Origin of the sequence: Pseudomonas sp. FP2309 (assembly GCF_030687575.1) — a bacterium.
GTDB lineage: Bacteria > Pseudomonadota > Gammaproteobacteria > Pseudomonadales > Pseudomonadaceae > Aquipseudomonas.
Genome location: NZ_CP117439.1, coordinates 2,151,696 through 2,176,834, shown reverse-complemented (window position 1 = coordinate 2,176,834; position 25,139 = coordinate 2,151,696). Strand labels below are relative to the sequence as shown.

22 protein-coding genes are annotated in these 25,139 nt (G+C 63.4%); 8 read left to right on the top strand and 14 right to left on the bottom strand.

The window, feature by feature from the left end:
- Positions 1–47: 47 nt before the first annotated feature.
- The 10 genes from PSH59_RS10130 to pedF all read right to left on the bottom strand — a co-directional run bounded on the left by PSH59_RS10130 (position 48) and on the right by pedF (position 11,040).
- Complete coding sequence (locus tag PSH59_RS10130) at positions 48–1,352, bottom strand: amidase (RefSeq protein ID WP_305394943.1); 1,305 nt, start codon at positions 1,350–1,352, stop codon at positions 48–50.
- A 156-nt stretch (positions 1,353–1,508) separates the two neighbouring features.
- Entirely contained in the window at positions 1,509–2,879 is a 1,371-nt protein-coding gene (locus PSH59_RS10125) for a hybrid sensor histidine kinase/response regulator (protein WP_248081427.1), read from the bottom strand.
- Positions 2,863–4,026 (bottom strand): alcohol dehydrogenase-like regulatory protein ErcA, encoded by a 1,164-nt coding sequence (ercA, locus tag PSH59_RS10120; protein WP_248081424.1) that lies wholly within the window; start codon positions 4,024–4,026, stop codon positions 2,863–2,865. Before ercA ends, PSH59_RS10125 begins: the two co-directional genes overlap by 17 nt.
- Before the next feature lie 126 nt (positions 4,027–4,152).
- Positions 4,153–4,224, bottom strand: a complete 72-nt coding sequence (gene pqqA / locus PSH59_RS10115; RefSeq protein WP_010209364.1) for a pyrroloquinoline quinone precursor peptide PqqA — start codon at positions 4,222–4,224, stop codon at positions 4,153–4,155.
- A gap of 223 nt (positions 4,225–4,447) precedes the next feature.
- Positions 4,448–5,968 (bottom strand): aldehyde dehydrogenase family protein, encoded by a 1,521-nt coding sequence (locus PSH59_RS10110; protein ID WP_305394942.1) that lies wholly within the window; start codon positions 5,966–5,968, stop codon positions 4,448–4,450.
- 121 nt (positions 5,969–6,089) lie between these two features.
- Positions 6,090–7,865, bottom strand: coding sequence for a PQQ-dependent methanol/ethanol family dehydrogenase (locus tag PSH59_RS10105; protein WP_305394941.1), 1,776 nt, complete (start codon positions 7,863–7,865; stop codon positions 6,090–6,092).
- A 114-nt stretch (positions 7,866–7,979) separates the two neighbouring features.
- The gene (locus tag PSH59_RS10100) at positions 7,980–8,912 is read right to left on the bottom strand and encodes a quinoprotein relay system zinc metallohydrolase 1 (RefSeq protein ID WP_305394940.1); all 933 of its coding nucleotides are present in this window, start codon (positions 8,910–8,912) and stop codon (positions 7,980–7,982) included.
- 16 nt (positions 8,913–8,928) lie between these two features.
- Positions 8,929–9,690: a quinoprotein dehydrogenase-associated SoxYZ-like carrier gene (locus PSH59_RS10095; protein WP_305394939.1), complete on the bottom strand. Its 762-nt coding sequence runs from the start codon at positions 9,688–9,690 to the stop codon at positions 8,929–8,931.
- 9 nt (positions 9,691–9,699) lie between these two features.
- Positions 9,700–10,575: an ABC transporter substrate-binding protein gene (locus PSH59_RS10090; RefSeq protein ID WP_305394938.1), complete on the bottom strand. Its 876-nt coding sequence runs from the start codon at positions 10,573–10,575 to the stop codon at positions 9,700–9,702.
- A 3-nt stretch (positions 10,576–10,578) separates the two neighbouring features.
- Positions 10,579–11,040 carry a cytochrome c-550 PedF gene (gene pedF / locus PSH59_RS10085; protein ID WP_248081408.1) on the bottom strand — a complete coding sequence of 154 codons (462 nt, stop codon included), beginning with the start codon at positions 11,038–11,040 and terminating at the stop codon, positions 10,579–10,581.
- Positions 11,041–11,295: 255 nt separating this feature from the next.
- On the opposite strand from pedF, the gene exaA reads away from it, so the two are divergent.
- Both exaA and PSH59_RS10075 read left to right on the top strand, forming a co-directional pair.
- Positions 11,296–13,191, top strand: coding sequence for a quinoprotein ethanol dehydrogenase (exaA, locus tag PSH59_RS10080; RefSeq protein ID WP_370694401.1), 1,896 nt, complete (start codon positions 11,296–11,298; stop codon positions 13,189–13,191).
- 172 nt (positions 13,192–13,363) lie between these two features.
- Positions 13,364–14,011, top strand: coding sequence for a pentapeptide repeat-containing protein (locus tag PSH59_RS10075; protein ID WP_305394937.1), 648 nt, complete (start codon positions 13,364–13,366; stop codon positions 14,009–14,011).
- An 887-nt stretch (positions 14,012–14,898) separates the two neighbouring features.
- On the opposite strand, the gene PSH59_RS10070 is transcribed toward PSH59_RS10075, so the two are convergent.
- Together PSH59_RS10070 and PSH59_RS10065 are read right to left on the bottom strand one after the other, a co-directional pair.
- Positions 14,899–15,525, bottom strand: a complete 627-nt coding sequence (locus tag PSH59_RS10070) for a response regulator transcription factor (RefSeq protein ID WP_305394936.1) — start codon at positions 15,523–15,525, stop codon at positions 14,899–14,901.
- Positions 15,522–16,784 carry a sensor histidine kinase gene (locus tag PSH59_RS10065; protein ID WP_305395288.1) on the bottom strand — a complete coding sequence of 421 codons (1,263 nt, stop codon included), beginning with the start codon at positions 16,782–16,784 and terminating at the stop codon, positions 15,522–15,524. Before PSH59_RS10065 ends, PSH59_RS10070 begins: the two co-directional genes overlap by 4 nt.
- A 166-nt stretch (positions 16,785–16,950) precedes the next feature.
- On the opposite strand from PSH59_RS10065, the gene PSH59_RS10060 reads away from it, so the two are divergent.
- From PSH59_RS10060 to PSH59_RS10035, 6 genes are all read left to right on the top strand, one after another.
- On the top strand, positions 16,951–18,132 hold the full coding sequence (locus PSH59_RS10060) for an ABC transporter substrate-binding protein (protein ID WP_305394935.1): 1,182 nt from the start codon (positions 16,951–16,953) through the stop codon (positions 18,130–18,132).
- Positions 18,133–18,161: 29 nt separating this feature from the next.
- On the top strand, positions 18,162–19,121 hold the full coding sequence (locus PSH59_RS10055; RefSeq protein ID WP_248081399.1) for a YVTN family beta-propeller repeat protein: 960 nt from the start codon (positions 18,162–18,164) through the stop codon (positions 19,119–19,121).
- On the top strand, positions 19,118–19,858 hold the full coding sequence (locus PSH59_RS10050; protein ID WP_248081396.1) for an ABC transporter ATP-binding protein: 741 nt from the start codon (positions 19,118–19,120) through the stop codon (positions 19,856–19,858). The genes PSH59_RS10055 and PSH59_RS10050 overlap by 4 nt, the downstream gene beginning before the upstream one ends.
- Entirely contained in the window at positions 19,855–20,646 is a 792-nt protein-coding gene (locus tag PSH59_RS10045) for an ABC transporter permease (protein ID WP_248081393.1), read from the top strand. Before PSH59_RS10050 ends, PSH59_RS10045 begins: the two co-directional genes overlap by 4 nt.
- 107 nt (positions 20,647–20,753) lie before the next feature.
- Positions 20,754–21,293 carry a PQQ-dependent catabolism-associated CXXCW motif protein gene (locus PSH59_RS10040; protein ID WP_305394934.1) on the top strand — a complete coding sequence of 180 codons (540 nt, stop codon included), beginning with the start codon at positions 20,754–20,756 and terminating at the stop codon, positions 21,291–21,293.
- Positions 21,294–21,320: 27 nt separating this feature from the next.
- The gene (locus PSH59_RS10035; protein ID WP_305394933.1) at positions 21,321–21,986 is read left to right on the top strand and encodes a response regulator transcription factor; all 666 of its coding nucleotides are present in this window, start codon (positions 21,321–21,323) and stop codon (positions 21,984–21,986) included.
- A gap of 89 nt (positions 21,987–22,075) precedes the next feature.
- On the opposite strand, the gene PSH59_RS10030 is transcribed toward PSH59_RS10035, so the two are convergent.
- The gene (locus tag PSH59_RS10030; protein ID WP_370694400.1) at positions 22,076–24,016 is read right to left on the bottom strand and encodes a NahK/ErcS family hybrid sensor histidine kinase/response regulator; all 1,941 of its coding nucleotides are present in this window, start codon (positions 24,014–24,016) and stop codon (positions 22,076–22,078) included.
- Positions 23,958–25,103 carry a nitric oxide-sensing protein NosP gene (gene nosP, locus PSH59_RS10025; protein WP_248081385.1) on the bottom strand — a complete coding sequence of 382 codons (1,146 nt, stop codon included), beginning with the start codon at positions 25,101–25,103 and terminating at the stop codon, positions 23,958–23,960. Before nosP ends, PSH59_RS10030 begins: the two co-directional genes overlap by 59 nt.
- Between the last annotated feature and the right edge of the window lie 36 nt (positions 25,104–25,139).

Below are 25,139 nucleotides of genomic sequence, written 5' to 3'. Positions count from 1 at the left end.
GAGGCCGACAGCATGCGGCAACGCATTTCAAGGCGTGTTGACGGGTATCAACGCACCCGCCCCATCGGTCGGCAGACCCGCCTCAGCACCGCATCCACCTGTTCGGCAACGCTCAGTAAACGGCTGTCGCGCCTGAACCCTCCAATCAGTTGCAACCCCGCCGGCAGCCCGGCGTTTGGGCACACCAACGGGATGTTCAGTTGCGGCAAGCCGAACGCCATCCAGCACTTGATGAAATCCGACGGTCCGGTGGCACCAAGGCCCAGCGGGGCGACGATGCCACAGCTTGCGCCCAGCACCGCGTCAAACGGTTTGAACAGCGCTTCGAGCATGGGCGCCAGCGTTGCCAGGCGGTTCTTGGCCGCTGACTCTTGCTCCCAACGGGTCGAGCGCGCCCGCGCAAACATCTCCAGCACTTCGGGGCTGAGTTTGTCCGGATCCATCGCCATCTCGGCGGACAATGACCGGGCGCCCTCGCAATCATTGATTAACTGATGATCATCAAACACGCCAGCGAACGCTTGCGGCAACACGACGTCGGTCACCCGATGACCTGCCGAGCGCAGCGCGTCCACGGCGGCTTCCAGTGCGTCAGCCACGTCGCTGTCAACCTGATCCCAGCGGGCGGTACGACAAAACCCCAACGACAGTGGATGAGCGACCGGAACCTGTGCCGGCAAACCCGGAATCAGTACGTCGGCCAGCAGGCGAAGGTCTCTGACCGAACGTCCATACCAACCGGCCGTGTCGAAACTGGGCGCCAGGGGTTTCACCCCTTCCAGGGACACCAAACCGTAGGAGGGTTTGAAGGCGTATACCCCGCAGTAGGCCGCAGGCTTGATCAACGAGCCGGCCGTCTGGGTGCCCAAGGCGATGGGGAAAAAACCGGCGGCCATCCCCGCGGCCGAGCCGGCACTGGAGCTTCCCGGCGTTCTGCGCGGGTCATGGGGATTGCAGGTGGGGCCGGTGTGCATGTAGGCAAATTCGGTGGTGTGGGTTTTGCCCATGACGACGGCACCGGCCTGGCGCAGCAGCGAGACGACCTGTGCATCACGCGATGGGCGGTTGCCGGCATGGATCGGGGAGTGGAAACAGGTGGGGTGATCCGCGGTGTCGTAGTTGTCCTTGACCCCCACCGGGATCCCGGCCAGACGGCCCTTGGCAGGTGCTGCGCCGCAGTGGCGTGCCTGGGCACGCAAAGTGCCGGGGTCAAGCGCTACAAAGGCTTGTATCGTCGGTTCCAACCGCTCGACACGTTCAAGAAAATGCTCAAGCAGCGCCTCTTCGCTCACAGCCCCCGAACGTACCTCCTCTGAAAGGCCGGTAGCGTCTGAATGATTAAAGTTGTCCATACCGCTCCTGTTTTTATCGATCTCTTGCGGGAAAATTCCACATCGCACACAGCAATACGCAAGAAGCCTGGATGGCTTTTATCGAGAAAAACAGCGGGTAATTTTTGTGCCGAGCCCAAGCGATTTTGATCAATCGAGGCTCAAGAAACGGCTGTGCTAGCCCAGCAACTGACTCAGCACCGCCCGCAACTTCCCAGGCTTGACCGGTTTGTTCAACAGCGGCGCGTCCAAGCGGCGCAACGCGCGACGGCATTGGTCGGTGCGGTCGGCAGTGATGATCACGGCGGGGATTTTCTGGTCAAAGTGCTCGCGCAACCTCCTGACCACTTCGCAGCCCACCACCCCGTGATCCAAGTGATAGTCCGCCAGGATCAGCTCCGGCGCCCTGCCCTGCAACGCCAGCAACGCGCCGGCCTGGTCGGTGGCCGTGACGACTTCACAGCCCCACTGGCCGAGCAGTGCGTGCATGCTCTCAAGGATGCTGACTTCGTTGTCGATCACCAGCAGACGCCGGCCCGGCAACGGGTTGCCCGTGGTCGGTTGCACCGGCAGTTGGCTGATCGCCGGGGGCATCTCGGCGCTCAGGGGCACTTCGATGCTGAACATCGAGCCGCGCCCCGGCCAGGAGCGCACGGCGATCGGGTAGCCCAGCACCTCGGCGATGCGCTCGACAATCGCCAGGCCCAGCCCCACGCCCTTACGGTCAGACGCGCGGCCCACATCCAGCTGATTGAACTCGAGGAAAATCGCTTGCAAACGGTCGGCCGCAATACCGCGTCCGGTGTCCCACACTTCCAGGCGCAGGCAGTCACCACGCCGGCGCGCGCCGAGCAAAATGCAGCCTTCCTCGGTGTAGCGGCAGGCGTTGCTGAGGAAGTTACGCAAAATCCGTGTAAGCAGGCGCAGGTCGGTTCGCACCGCATAGCCCGCCATGCGCACACGCAGGTTGAGGCCGGCGGCCTGAGCCACCGATTGAAACTCCGAGACCAGCGGCGCAAACACCTCATCCAACCGATACAGGGCCACGTCCGGCTTGACCGCCGCCTGGTCCAGGCGCGAGATGTCGAGCAAATCGGTGAGCAGATCCTCAGCGCCTTCAAGAGCCTGGTGAGTGCGCTCCACCAGCACCTGCTCAACGCTGGGCAGGGTGCGCTCGCGCAGGGTGGCGATCAGCAGCCTCGCGGCGTTCAGCGGTTGCAGCAGGTCGTGACTGGCGGCGGCGAGGTACTTGTCTTTGCTGCGGTTGGCGGCCTGGGCGGCGTCGCGGGCATCGCGCAAGGCTCGCTCAACCTGCTCGCGCTGAGTGATCTGCTGTTGCAGGTTGCGGTTGGCTTCCAACAGTTCGTCGGTACGCGCAGCAACGCGCAGTTCCAGTTCATCGTTAAGGCGAATGTAGCGGTTGCGCTCGGCTTCCAGTTCGTCCAGCCGCGCGGTCAGTTCCGGGTAATGGCTCTTGCGCGCCGAGTGGTTGCCCAGTCCCAGTAACCCGGCAAGGGCACGTTGCTGGTCGTCAGAGCGCTTCGCCATACACGACCTCGACGTCACGCTGGCTGGACTCACGGGGGTTGGTGAGGATGCACGGATCGTCCATCGCATGCTGGGACAGAAACGGAATATCCGCCACCCGCACCCCATGCAGGCCCAGGGTTTCATGGAAGCCAATCGCGTGTTTCAGCGCGATCAGGTGGTCCACCAGTCGCCCCCGGATCTGCCGGTGGCTAAGGCCCCGGCAGTCGATGCCGAAGGTCTCGGCAATGACCTTGAAACGCTCCGGCGCCGAGTTGTAGTTGAAGGCCACCACATGCTCCACCAACACCGCGTTGCATAACCCATGGGGTAAGTCGAGAAACCCGCCCAGGCTGTGGGACATGGCGTGCACGGCACCAAGGATCGCGTTGGAAAACGCAAGGCCCGCCTGCATGCTGCCGAGCATGATTTTTTCGCGCAGGGCGATGTCGGCGGGGTTGGCGATCATCTGCACCAGGTTACCGTTGATCAGGCGCATGGCCTCCAGGGCGTGCGGATCGGTCAACGGACCGTGGCCGGTGGACACGAACGCCTCGATGGCATGCACCAGCGCATCGATGCCGGTACAGGCCGACAGGAACGGGTCCATGCTGGCGGTGGTTTCCGGGTCGATCAGCGACACATCCGGCACCACTGCCTTGCTGACGATGGAGAACTTCATGCGTTCCTGCTGGTTGGAGATGATCACGAACTGCGACACATCCGCCGAGGTGCCGGCGGTGGTGGGAATCAGGATCAACGGCGGGCTGGGCACGCGAATGGTGTCCACCCCTTCGAACTCAAGAATGCTACGCCCATGGGCGACCACAATGCCGATGGCCTTGCCGCAGTCCATGGGGCTGCCGCCACCGATGGCCACGATCACATCGCAATGGTTCTCGCGGTACACCTCGGCGCCGAGCATGACCTCTTCGACACGAGGGTTGGGCGACACGGCGCTGTACAGGCAGTAGTCGATGCCGATGGCTTGCAGACTGGCTTCCACATCCGCCACCCAACCGGCGGCGATCACACCGGGGTCGCTGACCACCAGGACCTTGCGCGCACCGAAGGTCTTGGCGTAATTGCCCACGTTATGCCGGCAGCCGGCGCCAAAGATGATTTCAGGCGAGACGAATTTACGCAGGAGGCTCAGATTGGGGCTCATTGGAAAGCCTGTTTTTATTATTTTGGAAGATGCGCTCCACACTAACCCATCCGGGGGCGAATGCAATCAGACCAAAGGGTCATTCCCAAAACGGCCCCGGCCAGCACGCGGCTGGCCGGAGATGGATCAACGGCTGGCGAAGTACATGGTCACTTCAAAGCCGATACGCAGGTCGGTAAACGCGGGTTTAGTCCACATGGGGCATGTCCTCTTGTTGTGCCGGAAGATTCCGGTAGAGGCATTAATGCATGGGGAGATGGGTGTGCGAATGCTACTTTCGAAGGAGTGACTGCACTGCATTGGTCGCGGATATCCGGGAACAAAATGTGGGGCGTGCTCGCGAATGCGCTGGTCAGTTGACGGTTGCATCAACTGACACGCCCTCTTCGCGAGCAAGCCCCACAGGTGTAACCGCGTCGGGTTAGAAGAAGCCCAGCGGATTGATGTCGTAGCTCACCAGCAGGTTCTTGGTCTGCTGGTAATGATCCAGCATCATCTTGTGGTTCTCACGCCCCACGCCCGACTTCTTGTAGCCGCCGAACGCCGCGTGCGCCGGGTAAAGGTGATAGCAGTTGGTCCACACACGCCCGGCCTTGATCGCCCGGCCCATGCGGTAGGCGCGGTTGATGTCGCGGGTCCACAGGCCGGCGCCCAGGCCGAACTCGCTGTCGTTGGCAATCGCCAGGGCCTCGGCCTCGTCCTTGAAGGTGGTCACACCCACCACCGGACCGAAGATTTCTTCCTGGAACACGCGCATTTTGTTGTGGCCCTTGAGCAGGGTCGGCTGGATGTAATAACCGCTGGACAAGTCGCCTTCCAGGCGCTCGGCCGCGCCGCCGGTGAGCAGCACTGCGCCCTCTTCCTGGGCGATTTTGAGGTAGGACAGGATCTTGTCGTATTGCTGCTCGGACGCCTGGGCGCCGACCATGGTCTCGGTGTCCAGCGGGTTGCCGCGCTTGATCTTGACGATTTTTTTCATCACTTCGGCCATGAAGGCGTCGTAGATCGACTCCTGCACCAGCGCCCGCGACGGGCAGGTGCACACTTCGCCCTGGTTAAAGAACGCCAGTACCAGGCCTTCGGCGGCTTTTTCGATGAACGCAGGTTCGGCCTGCATGATGTCTTCGAAGAAGATGTTCGGCGACTTGCCGCCCAGCTCCACGGTGGACGGAATGATGTTCTCGGCGGCGCAATGCATGATGTGCGCGCCGATCGGCGTGGAGCCGGTAAAGGCGATCTTGGCGATGCGCTTGCTGGTGGCCAGCGCTTCCCCGGCTTCCCGGCCAAAGCCCTGGACGATATTGAGCACGCCCGGCGGCAGCAGGTCGTTGATCAACTCGGCAAACACCATGATCGACAGCGGCGTCTGCTCGGCCGGCTTGAGCACGATGCAGTTGCCGGCGGCCAGGGCCGGGGCGAGTTTCCAGGCGGCCATCAGCAGCGGGAAGTTCCACGGAATGATCTGTCCGACCACGCCCAGGGGCTCGTGGAAGTGATAGGCCGCGGTGTGTTCGTTGATCTCGGCGGCGCCGCCTTCCTGGGCGCGGATGCAGCCGGCGAAGTAACGGAAGTGGTCAGCGGCCAGAGGCACGTCGGCGTTGAGGGTTTCGCGCACGGCCTTGCCGTTGTCCCAAGTCTCGGCCACTGCGAGCACTTCAAGGTGCTGCTCGATGCGGTCGGCGATTTTCAGCAGCACCAGGGAGCGGTCCTGCGGCGAGGTCTTGCCCCAGGCGTCGGCGGCGGCATGCGCGGCGTCGAGCGCCTTGTCGATGTCGGCGGCGTTGGAGCGCGGGAACTCGGCGATCACTTCACCGGTGACCGGCGAGGTGTTGGTGAAGTACTCACCGCTGAGCGGCGCAACGAACTCGCCGCCGATGTAATTGCCGTAGCGCGCTTTGAAGCTGACGATAGCGCCAGGGGTGCCAGGTTGTGCGTAGATCATGCTGAAGCCTCTGTCTGGGTCCGGGCCTGTCGGTCAACAGGCGATGACCCGATAGTAAAGAGCCCCCGCTGCCGGGCGAATGCGCCGTTGGCAGGGGGGCTCTTGTCATTTGGTCGTAGGTTTAGTGCTTGGCGACCAGTTCTTTGGGCAATTTGAAGGTCCAGAGCATGCCGCCCTGGTTGAAATCCTTGATGCGCTTGGCCACTTCACCGCCCCACAACGGCACCGCGCCGCCCCAGCCGGAGAGCACCGACACGTACTGTTCGCCGTCCATCTCCCAGGTCACAGGCGAGCCGAGGACGCCGGAGCCGGTCTGGAATTCCCAGACCTTCTCGCCGGTCTTGGCGTTGAATGCCTGCAGGAAACCTTCCGGCGTACCGGTGAACACCAGGTTGCCCTTGGTGGTCAGCACCCCGCCCCACAGCGGCGCGAAGTTCTTGTGGCGCCAGACTTCCTTGCCGGTCTTAGGGTCGATGGCACGCAGTACGCCGATGTAGTCTTCGTTCAGCGGCTTGATGGTGAAGCCCGCACCGAGGAACGCCGCGCCTTTTTTGTAGGCGATGCCTTCGTTCCAGATGTCCATGCCCCATTCGTTGGACGGCACGTAGAACAGACCGGTGTCGCGGTTATAGGCCATCGGCATCCAGTTCTTGGCACCGAGGAACGCCGGCGCGACGAACACCGAGGTGCCCTTGGTTTCGCTGCCCGGCGCGCCTGGGCGGCTGGCTTCGTTGTAGATCGGCCGGCCGTTCTTATCCAGGCCGGTGGCCCAGGTGATCTTGTCGACAAACGGGAAGCCACGGATGAACTTGCCGTTGGTGCGGTCCAGCACATAAAAGAAACCGTTCCGGTCGGCGGTGGCCGCGGCTTTGATCTCTTTGCCGCCTTCGGTGTAATTGAACGACACCAGTTCGTTCACGCCGTCATAGTCCCAACCGTCGTGGGGCGTGCTCTGGAAGTGCCACTTGATGGTGCCGTCGTCCGGGTTCAGCGCCAGGCGCGACGACGAATAGAGGTTGTCGCCAGGGCGCAGGTGCGAGTTCCACGGCGCCGGGTTGCCGGTGCCGAACAGCAACAGGTTGGTTTCCGGGTCGTAGTAACCGCCCAGCCATGGCGCGGCACCGCCGGTCTTCCACAGGTCGCCGGGCCAGGTCTTGCCCGCCTCGCCGCCGGAAATGCCGTTTTCCACGGCTTTGCCGTCCTTGTACACGTAGCCCATATGGCCCTCCACCGTCGGGCGGCTCCACAGCAGGTCACCGTTTTTCGGGTCATAGGCTTCGATCTTGCCCACCACACCGAACTCACCACCGGCGACACCGGTGATCAGTTTGCCGTTGATCACCAGGGGCGCGGCGCTGATGGAGTAGCCTTCCTTGTGGTCTGCGACCTTCTTGCTCCACACCACTTTGCCGGTGTCTTTGTTCAGGCCCACCAGCTTGGCGTCGAGGGTGCCGAAGAACACTAGGTCGCCATACAGCGCCACGCCACGGTTGATCACGTCACAGCAGGGGCGGATGTCATCGGGAAGACGCGCATCGTACTGCCAGAGTTTCTTGCCGGTGCGGGCATCCACCGCGAACACCCGCGAGTAGGAACCGGTGAGGTACATCACCCCGTCCTTGATCATCGGCTGCGCCTGCTGGCCGCGCTGTTTCTCGCCGCCAAACGAGAATGCCCAGACCGGGCGCAGGTCCTTGACGTTGTCCACGTTCAGCGTATCGAGGGGGCTGTAGCGCTGGCCCTGCACGCCGAGGCCGTTGGTGACGATCTGCTCGGGGTTTTTCGGGTCCTGGAGGATGTCCTGGTCGGTGACGGCGGCCGTGGCCTGGCCGGACAACAGGATGGCACCGAGCAACACACTCAAGGCGAAGGGTTGGCGACGTGCGGGTTGGGTCATGACGGCTACCTCTGCGGTTTTTGTTATACCCGGGAAATTTTCCCGGTCTGGTGCAGATTCTTGGGCGCAGGGGCGGTTGTCACAATTGACCGCTGTATCGAGATTGCTAGTTCCTTAGTAGCGGGTGTCGACCCGCTGCATCTGCTCACGCTCGTAGCGCGGGTACAGGTGGCTGACGCTGCGGATCAATTCATAGCGGCTCAGGCTGATCGCGGCGAAGCGCTCGGGGATGGGACTGCGGATCATCTCGGCCATGTCGCTGCCATGGGCGGCACCGTCGCGCAGCAATTGATCGAGCCAGCTGAGGTAGTCGCGCATCTGTGCGAAGGGTTGCGCATCGCCTGCCACGGGGCCGTGGCCGGGCACGACCAGCGTCCAGGGCAAGGCTTGCAGGGTGTCGATATCCGCCTGCCACGCTGCCAGCCCGGGGCTGTTGGGGGTGGTGAGCGCGCGCTGGTAAAACACCAGGTCGCCGGCAAACAACACGCCGGTACGCTGGTCGAGAATCGCCAGGTCCGCGCCGGTGTGGCCGGTCAGTGCCAGCAGGCGCAGGTCGTGCTGCCCGATGCTGAGCACGCCGGGCGCCAGCACCTGGGTGGGCAACACCACCTCGGTGCCGCGCATCCAGTCACCGACCATGCGATAGAGGTTCTCCGCCATGCTGTCGCCCTGTTCGTGCAGCAGCCGCGTGGTGTCGGCCAGGGCGCCAATCGGCACATCCTTGAACGCCTGATTGCCCAACGCGTGGTCGGGATGATGATGGGTAATCAACACCTGCACCACCGGCCTTGGGGTGACCCGCGCGATGGCCTGGCGCATGGCCTCGCCGTAGCGCCGCGACGGCCCGGTGTCGATCACCACCACGCCGGCCTCGGTGACGATGAACGCCGTGTTGACGATATTGCCGCCATTGGCCTTGGCAAAATTGTCGGTGCTGCCTTCGAACAGCCAGGTGTCATCGGCGATCAGCCGGGGTGTGAGGGCGTAGTCCAGGTCCGCCAGGGCGGGCAGGCTCACGCTCAGGCACAACAAGAGAATCCAGCGCATGCCGCGCTCCTTCTGGTCAGGGGATGGCCGCGTCGAACTCGTTGCCGCTGTTGTCACGCAGCACCAGGCGGGTGGGGCCCGGCGCGTCGATGTCGAAGGCCAGAGTGGGGTTTTCGCTGACCGCCGGGAACAGTTCCAGCTCGGCCAGCACCTGATCGTCCCTGCCACGCAGTTGCGCGTGGTTGATGAAAAACTCCGGGATGCCGCTGACCATGCCGTTGTCCATCGGGTGCGCCACCTGCACGCGCACCCGGCTGAATTCACCACGGGGGTAGCGCCCACCGAGCACCTCGCCGATGTGCTCTTCCCAACCCGGCTGGGTGCGCACCACGCTCGGCGCCGTGCAGCCACCGCCGGCGGCGTCGATCAGGGTCGAGCCGACGTGCCACACGCCGTCGTCCGTGAGCACCGCCGCGCGCAGGGGCGTGGCCTGCTCGATGCGGATACGCAGCGACAGCCAGGGCAGCACGCCGGCTTTGGGCTGAAAATCGACAATTTTCGGTAACGGGTTGAGCTCGGCCCAGGCGAGAATTCTGACCACCTGGCCCTTAAAGGCACGGGCATCGATTTCCAGCGGCACCTGGCGCGCATCTTCGGCGAACGGCGGCGCCAGCAGCTTCACTCGTTCGTCGAACACAAACGGGGCATCGGCCAGAAACTGCTTGTGGTAGAACGCCCACATCACCGAAGGCACCGGGTCCTTGCCGGGATCAATGTCCACGGCGTGGGCCGCCAGCGGCAACAGACAGACCAACGCACACCACAGTCGCCACTTCATCGCCTGCTCCTATTGATACATCTCGGGCACTTCGTACTGCAGGCCGTAATCGCGGTAGATGCGTTGCACCGCGCCCTCGCGAATCAAGGCTTCGAGCGCCTCTTCCACGGCGTAGGCCAACTGGCGATTGCTTTCGTGCACCGCCATGCCGATCTCCCAGCGCTGCTTGCCCATATTGGGGTAGGCGTTTTGCGCCAGGGCCAGTTGCGGGTCGTGGGCCTCGTGCACCTGCCAGTCGATTTCGCCACGCATGGCCATCACCGCGTCGACTTCGCCGGCCTTCATCGCCGCGAATGCCTGGGGCACGTCGGGGTAGTGACGAGTCTTGCCGGCGAGCATGCCGTTGAACACGGAGGTGAGGTAGAACGACGGCACGCTGTCGACCTCGACGCCAATCGGGTGCTGCTCGAACACCGCCACGCTGGCCACCTTGTCCAGGCGGCGGTGGTCGTAGGCCACCTGCCATTGTTCGTTCTGGTACGGCCCGAACATCACCACATGGCCATTTTCCAGCTCGCCCTGGTCGTTGCGTTTTTGCGCGTAGGCGTGATCGTAGGGCGCGCGCATCATCAGGTCGGCCAGTTGCTGGTTATGCAACGGGCTGCCGCGCCAGATGTAGTCGCGCAGGTCGTCGTCGAGTTTCTCGCCGGCCGGCGCCCAGATCAGCGCCAACCGCACCCCCAGCGCCTTGGCCAGGGCCTGGGCCAGTTCCACGTCCACCCCCCGTGGCGTGCTGCCGTCCAGGAAGCTGTAGGGGGCGAAGTCTTTGTACACCGCCACTTTGATCTCGCCGGCGGCAATCATCTGGTCATAGCTGCGCACCTGTGCCTGTGCCGTCTGGCAACACAGCAGGGCCAGGCCAAGCACATAAGCGAACAGGCGCATGGCTTACTCCTCGACGCGCACGGAGTCCAGGTAGGTACGCACGGCCCACAGCGCTTCCTGGCTCAGGTAATCGGCCATTTTTGGCATATACACCCGGCCGTCGCGCACCGCGCCATGGCGCACGCGCTCGACAAACCACTCATCACCGGCCTCGCCCGCATCCAGCATGCGCAGGTCAGGGGCGATACCGCCGGACTTGGCTTCCAGGCCGTGGCAGGCGGCGCAGTTCTGGTTGTAGGCCGACGAGCCGATTTCCACCGCCTTGTCATGTTCCGGCGAGGTGCGATACGGATTCACCGCCGCCCAGCCGTCGGCATCGACCGGCACACCGGCGTCCTTGATCGATGTCAGGCCCTTGGTTTCCACCGCTTGCGGCACCACGTTGCCATGCGCCCAGGCGGAGCTGGCGCCGAATACACTGACCAACAGGCCGGCCACGAGCCAGGCATTGTGTTTTGTTGTCATTATTTTTGCCCTCAGGATTGCACGCAAAACCTCATTGCAGAGGCTATGGCAACCATCTTAGAAACCCCCATGCATGGGCCGTATGCTGCTTTGGTGGCCGCCCTCTCCTCCCTTGGTAGTAGGGCTTGTGGGGCACGCCTAAAACAGCGGCGGCGCGGGAAGTCTTCCCGGCCACGGCGGGACTTTTTCCGTATCCGCGCACCACCCGGACGCACCACCCTGTGCAGGCCAAAACCTCCACTGGGAACTGCAACCATGACAACAACAAGATCGCTACCCGCCCGTTCACCGTTGAGCCTTGCCATGCAGGCGATCCTGCTGGTCGGCAGCCTGTCCTTGAGTGCCTCCGGCTTCGCCGCCGCCGAGCCTGCCAAGCCGACGCGCAACGTCACTTGGGAAGACATCGCCAACGACCACCTGACCACCAAGGACGTGCTGCAATACGGCCTGGGCACCAACGCCCAACGCTGGAGCCCGCTGGCCCAGGTCAACGACAAGAACGTATTCAAGCTCACGCCGGCCTGGTCCTATTCGTTCGGCGATGAGAAGCAACGTGGCCAGGAATCCCAGGCCATCGTCAGCGACGGCGTGGTGTACGTCACCGGTTCCTATTCCCGCGTGTTTGCCCTTGATGCCAAGACCGGCAAGCGCCTGTGGACCTACAACCACCGCCTGCCCGACAACATTCGTCCGTGCTGCGACGTGGTCAACCGGGGCGCGGCGATCTTCGGCGACAAGATCTACTTCGGCACCCTCGACGCGCGCCTGATCGCCCTGGACAAAAACACCGGCAAAGTGGTGTGGAACAAAAAATTCGGTGACCACGCCGCCGGCTACACCATGACCGGCGCCCCGGTGCTGATCAAAGACAAAGTCAGCGGCAAAGTGCTGCTGATCCACGGCAGCTCCGGCGATGAATTCGGCGTGGTCGGCCAGCTGTATGCGCGCGACCCGGACACCGGCGAAGAAGTGTGGATGCGTCCGTTCGTGGAGGGCCATATGGGCCGCCTCAACGGCAAGGACAGCACGCCGACCGGCGACGTCAAAGCGCCGTCGTGGCCGGATGACCCGACCACCGAAACCGGCAAGGTCGAGGCCTGGAGCCACGGCGGCGGCGCGCCCTGGCAGAGCGCGAGCTTTGATGCCGAAACCAACACCATCATCGTCGGCGCCGGCAACCCCGGCCCGTGGAACACCTGGGCGCGCACCTCAAAAGACGGCGACCCCCACGACTTCGACAGCCTCTACACCTCCGGCCAGGTCGGCGTCGACCCGAGCACCGGCGAAGTGAAGTGGTTCTACCAGCACACCCCGAACGATGCCTGGGACTTCTCAGGCAACAACGAGCTGGTGCTGTTCGACTACAAGGACAAGGACGGCAAAGTGGTCAAGGCCACCGGCCACGCCGACCGCAACGGCTTTTTCTACGTGGTGGACCGCAACAACGGCAAGCTGCAGAACGCCTTTCCGTTTGTCGACAACATCACCTGGGCCAGCCATATCGACCTGAAAACCGGCCGCCCCGTGGAAAACCCAGGCCAGCGCCCGGCCAAACCCTTGCCGGGTGAAACCAAGGGCAAACCGGTGGAAGTCTCGCCGCCGTTCCTCGGCGGCAAGAACTGGAACCCCATGGCCTACAGCCAGGACACCGGCCTGTTCTACATCCCGGGCAACCAGTGGAAAGAGGAATACTGGACCGAAGAGGTCAACTACAAAAAAGGTTCGGCGTACCTGGGCATGGGCTTCCGCATCAAGCGCATGTATGACGACCACGTCGGCACCTTGCGCGCAATGAACCCTACCACCGGCAAGGTGGTGTGGGAGCACAAGGAACACCTGCCGTTGTGGGCCGGCGTATTGGCCACCAAGGGCAACCTGGTGTTCACCGGCACCGGCGACGGTTTCTTCAAGGCCTTCGACGCCAAGACCGGCAAGGAACTGTGGAAATTCCAGACCGGCAGCGGCATCGTCTCGCCGCCGATCACCTGGGAACAGGATGGCGAACAGTACATCGGCGTCACCGTCGGCTACGGCGGCGCGGTGCCATTGTGGGGCGGCGACATGGCCGAGCTGACCAAGCCGGTGGCACAGGGCGGCTCGTTCTGGGTGTTCAAGATCCCGAGTTGGGATAACAAGACAGCCCAGAAGTAACCCATCAGCAAATGCCGGGCCGCGCTTTTTGTGGTGAGCGGGGCTGCGAAGCGGCCCCGGCATTCTTCCAGCACCACCCTGCGCTCAGGTTTTACGACTGCTGCGCAGCCGAGCGCGGGCGGTGCGACGATTCGACAAGCCCGCTCACTACAGGATCTCCAGAGGTCTCACGATGAACTACCTGCCCTTGTTACTCCTGCTCACCCTGCCCCTGGCCCACGCCGACGACGGCGAAGACGTCCCGCTGATCATCAACGGCTGCATCCTCGCCGAACACAGCCAGTGCCCCGGCGCCAACCTCAAGGGCGCGAACCTGCGCAATCAAAACTTGAGCAAAATGAACCTGGCCGGCGCCGACCTGCGCGATGCGGATCTGCGCCACGCCAACCTCGACCTGGCCAACCTGGAAAAAGCCCAACTGCAAGGCGCCAACCTCACCCGCGCCAGCCTGCAACAAAGCAACCTGCGCCTGGCGGACTTCACCGGCGCCACCTTAATGGCCGTGCAAGGCTGGGGGCTGTTCGCCCAGGGCGCGCAGTTCAAAAACGCCAACCTCAGCGCCGCCTACCTGCAATTCGCGCGGCTCTCGGGAGCAAAACTGCACAACGCCAACCTGCGCGCGGCCGACCTGGAAATGACCTGGCTGAGCAAAGCCGACCTGCAAGGCGCCGACCTCAGCGACGCGAACCTGCAGGAAGCCAAGTTCGGTGAAAGCAACCTGGAACAAGCGACCCTCACGGGCAGTCGCCAGCACTACGCGAACTTCCAGGACGCCAATATGCAAGGCTGCAAGGACTGCCCCACCACCTGGGACCGCTGACACATCGACGTTGCGTCAGTCCGTTAAACGCTGGAAAGGCCAAAAAATAGGTGTGCTGAGCGGGCTTACCCTGCGCTGGGCAGGCCCGCTCACCACCACAGCAACCCAAGTTGAACCCACCCCGTAACCACGATGCGAAGCGAGCCGCTCTTGCTCTTGCTCTTGCTCTTGCTTGTGATCTCAGGCGCCCCATCAAACACGCTGGCCGAACGCAGGTTTGAATCCGTGGGCAACCCGGAAGGACGCCGGGTTAGCCGCCCCACCCCACGATGCGAAGCGAGCCGCTCTTGATCTTGATCTTGCTTGTGATCTCAGGCGCCCCGTCAAACACGCTGGCCGAACGCAGGTTTGAATCCGTGGGCAACCCGGCAGGACGCCGGGTTAGCCGCCCCGCGCCATGGATGGCGCGTGGCGGCGGCCCACGGATTCAAACCGGAGTGAGGGCACACCGAGCCCAGGCGAGGTGCCGAGTGTTGGGGCAAGAGCCTTTTGGTTACTTTTGGGCTCTTTCCAAAAGTGACCCGCTGTAAAAGCGGAACCCTAAGCCGCCCTCACACAAATAACGGATATGCCCCCATCAGCCGCAACCCCACCCCCACCCCACGATGCGAAGCGAGCCGCTCTTGCTCTTGATCTTGCTTGTGATCTCAGGCGCCCCATCAAACACGCTGGCCGAACGCAGGTTTGAATCCGTGGGCAACCCGGCAGGACGCCGGGTTAGCCGCCCCGCGCCCAGGCGAGGTGCCGAGTGTTGGGGCAAGAGCCTTTTGGTTACTTTTGGGCTCTTTCCAAAAGTGACCCGCTGTAAAAGCGGAACCCTAAGCCGCCCTCACACAAATAACGGATATGCCCCCATCAGCCGCAACCCCACCCGCCCCAACCCCCGCTCACCCCGCCACCCGCACCACCCCCATATCAATCCCCAAATGCACCAGCTCAGCATGGGAACTCACCTGCAACTTGCTCTTAAGCAACGTCAGATGATTGGACACCGTCTTACTGCTGATATTGAGCTGCTCAGCAATCGAGCGAGTCGGCGTCCCCTTGGCCAACATCAGAAAAATCTCCAACTCCCGCGGCGTCATGCCCTGCAAACGCTGATCGCTGGCGGTGTAGGCCAGCTCAGTCGCCAGCGCCTGCTCAATATAAGCGTGCCCCTCGAGAATCCGCCGCACCGCCTCGATCAACACCTCAGGCGCCGAGCTTTTGGTCAGGTAGCCGGCAGCCCCCGCGTCCAGGGCCTGGCGCACCAGCGGCAACTCGTCGTGCATGCTGAAAAACAGCACACGCAACTGCGGCAGACGCTGGCGCAAACGGCGCGTAGTTTCCAGACCGCTGATGCCCGGCAGGCCGAAGTCCATGATCACCAGGTGCGGCACCGCCTCCTGCACCCGGCTCAAGGCTTCTTCGCCACTGGCCGCTTCGCGCACCTCGATGGTCGGCAACAACGCCCGCAACAGGCTGGCATAGCCCTGGCGCACCACCGCATGGTCATCCACCAACAAGATATTCATGTGGCCTCCAATGGCATGTTCAACGCCAGCGCCCAACCGGCGCCGGGGTGGCTGAGGATCTTCAGTTCGCCGCCCAGGCAACGCGCGCGCTCGGCCATGGAATACAAGCCCACGCCAGGACGTTGGGGCGTCTGCGCACCGCGCCCGTTGTCGCGCACCCACAGACGCAGGCGCGAGCCGCGATGCTGCAGGCGCACGTGCACCTGGCTGGCGTCGGCGTGACGCAGGATGTTGGTCAGGGCTTCCTGGAGCAGGCGGTAAAGATGGGTCTTGTTGGCGCCGGACAGCGCCGGCAGATCGGCACTGACCTGCAAGTGGCACGGGATGCCATGGCTGGCCTGCCACTGCGTCACCAGCATTGAAAACGCCTGCGCCATGGGCAGGTGTTGCAGGGCCACCGGGTAGAGGTCGTGGACCAACGCGCGAAAACCCTGCTGCAAGTGCTCGCAGTGCGTCTCCAGCAACCCCACCGTGCGCATGAGCGCCTCGGGCCGATCAGCCACCAGGCGCAACAGGCACGCCTGGGCGCGGATACCCGCCAGGTACTGGCCAAGGTCGTCGTGCAGGGTCTGGGCCAGGTGGGTGCGCTCCTGCTCCTGCACCGCGAGCAGGGTCTGGGTGAGCTGGGTGTTGTCGGTGCGCGCCTGCTCCAGGGCGTCGGTCATGCGGTTAAAGTGCAGTGCCAATTGCCGCGCTTCCGGTGAGCCGCTGCTGCGCAGGCGCACATTGAGCTGGCCGGCGCACACCTGTTGCAGGGCGCACAGCAGTTCATCGAGCACGCCCATGCCGCGGCGCACCGCCCAACGGATGGTCAACAGGCTCAGGGCCAGCGCCAGGGCGCACAGGCCCAGCAATTGCTGCAGGGAGTCCCAGACCTCATCGATCTCATCCCGAGGGTCGACCGCGATGGACACCCGGCGCCCATCCGGCAAATCCAGCACCTGAGCTCTGCGCCGTGCCTCGGTAAACAACAGGCGTCCGAGCCAGGCATCCAGGCCATCCGGCGTGGCGGCCTGCACGGTTTCACCGGGCTTGAGCCAGTGCACGCGCACATGGCGCAGGCTGGCGGTGAGCTTGGGTTGCAGGCTGGCGGGGTCGCGCTCGGCGGTCTCGCTCAGGTAATGCACCACCGCTTCGGCCGATTGCAACTCACGCTCCACGTCCGCCAGGGCCTGGTGCAGCAACAGCGCCGTACAGGCGCAGGTGACCAGGGCGAAGAAGCCGCACACCCACAGGTTGATCCGCGACAAGGCCGACAAGACGCGCATGCTGGTGTAGCTCCTGAAGAGGTCCGGTGGTGATCCATGCTAAGACCGCATACCCTGCGCGGGGCTACTACCTTGGTACTGGCTCAGCGGTACTTTCTGCATATTTGCAGAGCCCTTGAGGGTTCCTATGCTGGTGCTACCTGTCATGGAGTGCCTTATGCGCCAGCTCGCCCCTTACGCCGTGATCTATCTGCTGGCGATTGCTTGCGCCGCCGGGGTAGCCACCGCCAGCCAGGCCGCCGAGCCCTTGCAGGTGCAGATCGGCTACCTGGGCTATCGCCCGGATCCGGGACCATTGCTCTCCAATGTGATTGCCGAACCCGTCGATGCCGGCCAACGCGGCGCCGAACTGGCGGTCATCGACAGCAACAGCACCGGGGCGTTTCTCAACCAACGCTACAGCCTGGTCAGTGCCACGGTCGACACACCGGACGCCCTGCTCAGCGCAGCACAGGCCCAGCACGCCCAGGGCCTGCGCCTGTTCGTGGTGAACGCACCCGCCGCCAGCCTGCGCCAGCTCAGCGCCGCCCTGCCCGACAGCCTGCTGTTCAACGCCGGCAGCCCCGATGACAGTCTGCGCAGCACCGACTGCCTGGGCAACGTGCTGCACACCTTGCCCAACCGCGCCATGCTCGCCGACGCCCTGGCGCAGTTTCTGGTGCTGCGCAAATGGCAAAAGGCGTTGCTGATCGTCGGCCCCACCGATGACGACCAGGCCTACGCCGCCGCCCTGCGCCGCGCCGCCAAGCGCTTCGGCGTGCAACTGGTGGCGGAAAAAGCCTGGCGTTTCGATAACGACCAACGCCGCAGTGCCCAGGCGGATATGCCGCTGTTCACCCAGACTGCCGAATACGATGTGGTGCTGGTGGCCGACGAGCGCGGCGACTTCGGCGAGTACGTGCCCTATCAAACCTGGTACCCGCGCCCCGTCGCCGGCACCCAGGGCCTCACACCCACCGGCTGGCACAAAACCGTCGAGACCTACGGCGCCGCCCAATTGCAAAAACGCTTCGAAGCCCTGGCCGGGCGCTGGATGAACGACCGCGACTTCGCCGCCTGGATGGCCGTGCGCAGCCTCGCCAGTGCGGTGAGCAAGCTGCGCCAGGTCGAGCCCATGGCGATCCGCCAACTGGAAATCAGCGAGCAATTGCCCCTGGATGGCTTCAAGGGCCGCAAGCTCAGCTACCGCCCGTGGAATGGCCAGTTGCGCCAACCGATTCCCATCGTGCAACCGCGCGCCCTGGTGAGCACCTCACCCCAGGACGGCTTCCTGCACCCCACCAATGAAATGGACAGCCTGGGCTATGACAAGCCTGAGGTGACCTGCCGCTATCCCTGATCGCTGCCAACAATAATAAGGAATCCGCCATGCGCCGCACCCTGCTCTCATGCGCCCTGCTGCTTGCCGCCGGGCACGCCGCGGCCAGCACCGCCTGGGTCTCCAACGAGAAAGACAACAGCCTGAGCCTGATCGACATGCAGACCCTGCAAGTCACCGACACGCTCAAGGTCGGCCAGCGCCCACGGGGCCTGTTGCTGTCCCATGACAACAAGCTGCTGTACATCTGCGCCAGCGACTCGGACCGCGTGCAAGTGATGGACGTGGCCACGCGCAAGATCATCAAGGAACTGCCCTCGGGCAAAGACCCCGAGCAATTTGCCCTGCACCCCAATAACCGCTGGCTGTATGTGTCCAACGAGGATGATGCGTTGGTCACGGTGATCGACACAGAGACCGCCAAGGTGCTCGGCCAGATCAACGTAGGCGTGGAGCCCGAGGGCATGGCTGTCAGCCCGGATGGCAAATGGGCGGTGAACACCAGTGAAACCACGAACATGCTGCACTGGATCGACACCAGCACCCAGACCCTGGCCGACAGTACTCTGGTGGACCAGCGCCCACGCTTTGTCGAGTTCAACAGCGATGGCTCGCAGCTGTGGGCCTCGGCGGAAATCGGCGGCACCGTGACCATTCTCGACGTGGCCAGCCGCGCGATCCTCAAGACCCTGACGTTCAAGATCAAAGGCGTGCACCCGGACAAGGTGCAACCGGTGGGGATCAAACTCAGTGCCGACGGCAAATACGCCTTTGTCGCTTTGGGCCCGGCCAACCATGTGGCGGTGATTGATGCCAAGACCTTCGAGGTCCTCGACTACCTGCTGGTGGGCCGTCGCGTGTGGCAAATGGCGTTCACCCCGGACCAGAAGCAATTGCTGGCCACCAATGGCGTGAGCGGCGATGTGTCGGTGATCGATGTGGACAGCCTCAAGGTGGTCAAGTCGGTGAAAGTCGGGCGCTACCCCTGGGGTGTGGTGGTGACGCCATGAGCGCCCTGGAGGTCAGCGCGTTGAGTTTCGCCTATGGCCCGCGCCAGGCTCTGAGCGAGGTGAGTTTCAGCCTTGCGGCGGGGCAATTTGCGGCGCTGCTGGGGCCTAATGGCGCCGGCAAATCGACGTTGATCGCCCTGCTGACCCGGCTGTATGACCTGCAATCGGGGGACATCCGCGTGGGCGGGCATTCCCTGCGCGAGGCGCCGCGCGCGGCCCTCAAACAGCTGGGCGTGGTGTTCCAGCAAAGCACCCTGGACCTGGACTTGAGCGTGGAGCAGAACCTGCGTTACCACGCCGCGCTGCATGGTTTGTCGCGGCGCCAGACCGACACGCGGGTGGAGGCCGAACTGGCGCGCCAGGCCCTCACCGAGCGCCGCCGCGAAAAAGTCCGCGAACTCAACGGTGGGCACCGCCGTCGGGTGGAAATCGCCCGGGCCTTGCTGCATGAACCGCGCGTGTTGTTGCTCGACGAAGCCAGCGTCGGCCTCGACCCCGCCAGCCGTCTGGCCCTCAACCGCCATGTGCGCAGCCTGTGCGCCGAACACGCCATGAGCGTGCTGTGGACCACCCACCTGCTCGATGAAGTGCAGGGCGACGATGCGCTGATGATCTTGCATCAGGGCCGTCTGGTGGCCAGCGGGCAAGTCGATGCGCTCACCCAGCAACAGGGCGGCGACTTGGGCAGCCTGTTCGCCCGACTGACCCGCCCCACGCCGACGGAGGCCGCGGCATGAACGCGTACTGGCAATGCCTGCGCGGCATCGTGCTGCGCGAGTGGCTGCGCTTTGTGTTGCAGCGCACGCGGTTTCTCAGTGCCCTGGTGCGCCCATTATTGTGGCTGGTGGTGTTCGCCGCCGGGTTCCGCGCGGCCTTGGGCATTTCGGTGATCGAGCCCTACGACACCTACATCCCCTACGAGGTCTACATCATTCCCGGACTGGCCTGCATGATCCTGCTGTTCAACGGCATGCAAGGCTCGCTGTCGATGGTCTACGACCGCGAGATGGGCAGCATGCGCGTGCTGCTGACCAGTCCGCTGCCGCGCACGTTTTTGCTGTGCAGCAAACTGTTGGCCACGGCATTGATTTCACTGTTGCAGGTGTACGGGTTCCTGGCGATCGCCTGGGTCTATGGTGTGCAACCGCCGGCCATGGGGTTGTTGATCGCCCTGCCCGCGCTGCTGCTGGTGGCGTTGATGCTCAGTGCCCTGGGCCTGCTGCTGTCCAACGCGATTCGCCAATTGGAGAACTTTGCCGGGGTGATGAACTTCGTGATCTTCCCGCTGTTTTTCCTGTCGTCGGCGCTGTATCCGCTGTGGAAGATGCGCGACTCCAGCGAGTGGTTGTACTGGCTGTGCGCGATCAACCCGTTCACACACGCCGTGGAGCTGGTGCGCTTTGCTCTGTACGAACGCTTCGCCGGGCTCGCGCTGGCGGTGTGCCTGGGTTTGACATTGCTGTTCACACTGTTGGCGGTGCTGACCTTCAACCCCCAGCATGCGGCGTTGCGCAAAAAGGGCTGAGGGCGGCAAAACTACTACCTTAGTACTGGTTTTGCTGTCTATCGTCGCATTCCCAAGGCGGCGGGACTCACGTGTAATGGTGGCATAACGATAAGGATTGCCCTGCCATGCCTCCTGCCCGACTGCCCCTGTTGGCGTTGCTGTGCCTGCTGTGCTTCAACGCCCAGGCCGACACCCCCTTATTTTCCGCCGAAGGCTATCGCATCAGCCTGTACCGCAGCCCCACCCCCGAGCAATTACCAGGCGCGACCATCGTCGATACCCCGACCCTGCAAGCGCTGCTGAACCAGACGCCGGCACCGGTGCTGATCGACGTGTACCGCCGCCAGTGGCTGCAAGGCCGTTTCATTGAAGACCAACCCCACGCCAACCTCCCCGGCAGCCATTGGCTGGCCAATACCGGCGACGGCGACCTCTCGCCGGAATGGCAAGGTTACTTCGTGCGCCACCTGTACACGTTCACCGACGGCGACCTGACACGCCCGCTGGTGTTCTACTGCCGCTCCGATTGCTGGCTGAGTTGGAACGCGGTAAAACGTGCCGCCAACCTGGGCTATACCTCTGTGTACTGGTATCGCGACGGCTTGGATGCGTGGGAAGCGGCAAAACTGCCAGTGACGGCTGCGACACCCGAACCGTTTCAATAAAAAACCACAACAAGAAGGTGAACGGCCATGTACAAAATCCTGATAGCCGACGATCACCCGCTGTTTCGCGAGGCGATCCACAACGTCATCAGCGACGGTTTTCCCGGCAGCGAAGTCATGGAAACCGCCGACCTGGACAGCGCCCTGGCCCTGACCCAGGAACACGACGACCTCGACCTGATCCTGCTGGACCTGAACATGCCCGGCATGCACGGCCTCAACGGCCTGATCAACCTGCGCAACGAATCGCCGACCATCCCGGTGGTGATCGTCTCGGCCGAACAGGACAAACAGATCGTGCTGCAAGCCATCACCTATGGCGCCGTAGGTTTCATCACCAAGTCCTCGCCCCGTCTGCAAATGACCGAGGCGATCCAGCAGATTCTCAACGGCAACGTGTACCTGCCGCCGGACATCATCCGCACCCAGAAACCCGGCACTCACCGGCGCCTCAACGAAAACCCGGGCTTTGCCCCGGAGCTGTTGCAGGCCCTGACGCGCAAGCAGTTGCTGGTGCTGGAACGCATGACCAAAGGTGAATCGAACAAGCAGATCGCATACACCCTGGAGATTGCCGAAACCACGGTGAAGGCCCATGTGTCGGCGATCTTGCGCAAGTTGAATGTGCATAACCGGGTGCAGGCGATCTTGAGTGCCGGGGATATCGATTTCGGGTCTTATCTGCGTCGCTGACCCCAGACAACCGATGAGCGAAATGTGGGAGGGGCGTGCCCTCCCCCATCTGATCTGCAGTGGCGCTTGAGTGAATGGGCCTGCACGGTTCACTTGCCCAACAAGTGACTCATGGCGGTCTTGAGCTTCATCGGCCGCACTGGCTTGTGCATCAAGGTGTGCCCCAGCTCGCGGATCTGCTGCTTGAGCTCATTGCTGTAGTTGGCGGTGATCATCATCGCCGGGATCGCACTGGCGCGCCGGGCATTGATGCGCGCCACCGCGTCCACGCCGTTCTGGTCATCGTCCAGATGGTAGTCGGCGATCAGCAGGTCGGCTTCGGCATGGTAGTTGTCCACCTGCCGCGCCAGGTCTTGCTCCGACAAGGCGGTGACCACCCGACAGCCCCAGCCTTCGAGCAAGGTGCGCATGCCGGCGCAGATCGCCGCGTCATTATCCAGCACCCACACCCGCGCCCCTTGCAGGCGTTCGAGCATGGGTTCGCTCATGGCCGGCATCGGCAACGACTTGGGCGCGGTGGCGCTCAACGGCACTTCCACCGAGAACATCGAGCCCTTGCCCGGCCAGGATTTGACGCCGATACGGTGGCCGAGAATGCCGGCGATTTTCTCGACGATCGCCAGTCCCAGGCCCAAACCGCGGTCCTGGTCCGGCCGCTGCACATCGCCGCGCTTGAACTCCTGGAAAATTTCCTCCAGTCGCTCCTCGGCGATGCCCATGCCGCTGTCCCACACCTGAATCGACAAACGCTGATGCTGGCGCCGGCACCCCAGCACGATGCGCCCCTGATAGGTGTAGCGAATCGCATTACTCAGCAGGTTGCGCAGGATCCGCGCCAACAACTGGATGTCGCTGCGCACCAGTGCCGAGCAGCCGATAAAGTGCAGTTCCAGGCCTTCGCTGCGGGCCAGTTCGGTGTACTCCACGGCCAGGTTGTCGAGCAGTTCGCTCAAGGCAAACGGCGCGATGTCGGCCTTGATCACCCCGGCATCCAGCTTGGAAATATCCACCAGAGTGCCCAACAGGTTTTCCACGTCTTCCAGGGAATTGCTCACGTTGCGCACCAGCTTTTCGCTGGGGCGCTCCAGCAACGCACTGGTGAACAGGCGCGCGGCGTTCAACGGTTGCAGCAGGTCATGGCTGACGGCCGCGAGGAATTTGGTTTTGGACAGGTTGGCCTGCTCGGCCTCCAGCTTGGCGTCGCGCAGGCGCGTTTCCATGCGGCGGCGCTCGTCGATCTCCTGCAATAGCTGGTCGTTGAGCGCGGTGAGTTCCGAGGTGCGCTGGGCCACCCGCTGCTCCAGGTGCAGATACGCCTGGTGCAGCGCTTCGGCGGTGCGGCGGCGCTCGGTGATGTCGCGGATCAGCACAAAAATGCCCACCACTTCGCCACTGGCCAGCATATTCGGCACGTAGGAGCGCAGCATGTAGCGCTCCTGGTTGTTGATGTTGGTCTCGGCAAACTCAAAGGTCACGCTCTCGCCGGCCAGGGCCCGCGCGACATAGGCGTCCAGGCGCTGGCAATGCTGCTCGCTGTGCACTTCGCGCAGGCTCTGACCGAGCATCATGCCGCGCGGCCAGCAGTACCATTCCTCATAGACTTTATTGGTGAACTCGTAGACCAGGTCGGCGTTCAGGTAGCCGATCAGGGCCGGCACGTTGTCGGTGATCAGGCGAATCCAGCGCTCGCTTTCCTGGGCTTTCTGCGCGGCCACCTGTTCGCCGCGCAGGGTTTCGGCGCGCAGCCGGGCATTGATCAGCAAGTGGTTGCTGGCCTTGAGTTCGGCCATCGCCTGGTTCAGCGCATCGGTGCGTTCACGCACTTGCTCAGCCAGCACCACCGAATGCTGGAAGGTGGTGTACGGGTTATTGCCCTGACTCATGCCGGACTCGATGCGCTCGATCAGCGCCGCGTTGATCCGTGCCAGCTTGTGGTTGTCCTGTTGCAGTTGGGCGACCTGAGCGAGCAGCTCAGCGGCGGCCTCGGGCAATGGCGACCCCGGTAAAGGTTTGGTTGATATGCATGCCATTGAACTGTTCTCCGTAGGTGTTGAAACCCAGCACCCGTTTGGCTTGCAGGAAGCTGCCGATCTGCTCCAGGTTGCCCGCGTCTTCCAGTTCCAGGCGGCGCAGGAAGCAGTCGCAGCCGATGGTCAGCAACAGCTCGCCGAGGCGTGACTGCAGGCCCTCGAACAGGTTTTCCAGGTTGGGCAGGATCGGTCCGGGCTTCATCACGGTCAGCACGATGCCGTTTTCCACGGCGCAGTAGAAACTCAGGCTCAGGTCTTCGTGCACCTGTTGGATCGCGCGTACGTAGTACTGGTCATGGATACGCACTGCCAATGGGTGGGCGGCGAACGTGCGGTGGTCGAGCTCGGCCACGGGTACGCCGATGTGCCGGGCGTACTCCTCGGCGGCGGGTTCGGCATTGAGTTCGTACACGCGGCGCGAGGGGCTGTCGGCCCCGGTCACCACCAGCTTCTCCGCACGCGGCAGGATGTGGTGGGTGGTGAACACTTCGAAGTCCAGCCAGGTATTGACCAGCACCACCACCGCCGCGCCGCTGTGGAACGCGCCGTTGAAGTACACATGGGTGTGCGTGAGAAAGTTGTCGTCACCGGCCGAACCGCCGAAGTGCGGGATGTCCCCAAGCGCGGCGCTCAGGGCGGCGAGCACCATCTCTTCGCGGCTGGACAGGCCGTCGAGTAAGGTCAGGGCGAAGGTGTTGCCCTTGATCGGCGCGAGCGTATTGCTGCGACAACCGCCGACCAGGCGTTCGACCATGTGCTGGGCATCGATCAGGCTGAAGCGCTCCACCTGGTCGATCAGTTCGGTGGCGATGGAAAAATGCGCGTGGTTAAAGCCCACAGCCGTGACGCAATTGCGCCCGTAGCCCTGGGGCGTGATCTCGCCGGCGCTGGTGCACCCGACCACGCGCACATTGCCGAAGCAATGTTGCAGGGCATTGCCCAGGGCCTCGAGGTCGTAGGACGCCGAGCAAAAAAACAGCACAAACCCGAGGTACGGATGCAGCAGTTGCCGCGCCAACTCTTCGGCGGCCTGCCCGGCATCCGCTGCCTGGGACATGCCACTGACTACGCCTTCACTGTTGTGCATCGTGAACTCCCCCTCTGAGGCATGAGTGTACGAAGG

Bases quoted from the DNA above. Each gene is read 5' to 3' on its own strand.
- PSH59_RS10060 (WP_305394935.1), top strand. From the start codon at position 16,951: ATGCGCCAGCTCGCCCCTTACGCCGTGATCTATCTGCTGGCGATTGCT.
- ercA (WP_248081424.1), bottom strand. From the start codon at position 4,026: ATGAGCCCCAATCTGAGCCTCCTGCGTAAATTCGTCTCGCCTGAAATC.
- PSH59_RS10105 (WP_305394941.1), bottom strand. From the start codon at position 7,865: ATGACCCAACCCGCACGTCGCCAACCCTTCGCCTTGAGTGTGTTGCTC.
- PSH59_RS10130 (WP_305394943.1), bottom strand. From the start codon at position 1,352: ATGGACAACTTTAATCATTCAGACGCTACCGGCCTTTCAGAGGAGGTA.
- exaA (WP_370694401.1), top strand. From the start codon at position 11,296: ATGACAACAACAAGATCGCTACCCGCCCGTTCACCGTTGAGCCTTGCC.
- PSH59_RS10035 (WP_305394933.1), top strand. From the start codon at position 21,321: ATGTACAAAATCCTGATAGCCGACGATCACCCGCTGTTTCGCGAGGCG.
- PSH59_RS10100 (WP_305394940.1), bottom strand. From the start codon at position 8,912: ATGCGCTGGATTCTCTTGTTGTGCCTGAGCGTGAGCCTGCCCGCCCTG.
- PSH59_RS10090 (WP_305394938.1), bottom strand. From the start codon at position 10,575: ATGCGCCTGTTCGCTTATGTGCTTGGCCTGGCCCTGCTGTGTTGCCAG.
- PSH59_RS10045 (WP_248081393.1), top strand. From the start codon at position 19,855: ATGAACGCGTACTGGCAATGCCTGCGCGGCATCGTGCTGCGCGAGTGG.
- PSH59_RS10095 (WP_305394939.1), bottom strand. From the start codon at position 9,690: ATGAAGTGGCGACTGTGGTGTGCGTTGGTCTGTCTGTTGCCGCTGGCG.
- nosP (WP_248081385.1), bottom strand. From the start codon at position 25,103: ATGCACAACAGTGAAGGCGTAGTCAGTGGCATGTCCCAGGCAGCGGAT.
- PSH59_RS10040 (WP_305394934.1), top strand. From the start codon at position 20,754: ATGCCTCCTGCCCGACTGCCCCTGTTGGCGTTGCTGTGCCTGCTGTGC.
- PSH59_RS10110 (WP_305394942.1), bottom strand. From the start codon at position 5,968: ATGATCTACGCACAACCTGGCACCCCTGGCGCTATCGTCAGCTTCAAA.
- pedF (WP_248081408.1), bottom strand. From the start codon at position 11,040: ATGACAACAAAACACAATGCCTGGCTCGTGGCCGGCCTGTTGGTCAGT.
- PSH59_RS10075 (WP_305394937.1), top strand. From the start codon at position 13,364: ATGAACTACCTGCCCTTGTTACTCCTGCTCACCCTGCCCCTGGCCCAC.
- PSH59_RS10070 (WP_305394936.1), bottom strand. From the start codon at position 15,525: ATGAATATCTTGTTGGTGGATGACCATGCGGTGGTGCGCCAGGGCTAT.
- PSH59_RS10125 (WP_248081427.1), bottom strand. From the start codon at position 2,879: ATGGCGAAGCGCTCTGACGACCAGCAACGTGCCCTTGCCGGGTTACTG.
- PSH59_RS10055 (WP_248081399.1), top strand. From the start codon at position 18,162: ATGCGCCGCACCCTGCTCTCATGCGCCCTGCTGCTTGCCGCCGGGCAC.
- PSH59_RS10030 (WP_370694400.1), bottom strand. From the start codon at position 24,016: ATGGCATGCATATCAACCAAACCTTTACCGGGGTCGCCATTGCCCGAG.
- PSH59_RS10050 (WP_248081396.1), top strand. From the start codon at position 19,118: ATGAGCGCCCTGGAGGTCAGCGCGTTGAGTTTCGCCTATGGCCCGCGC.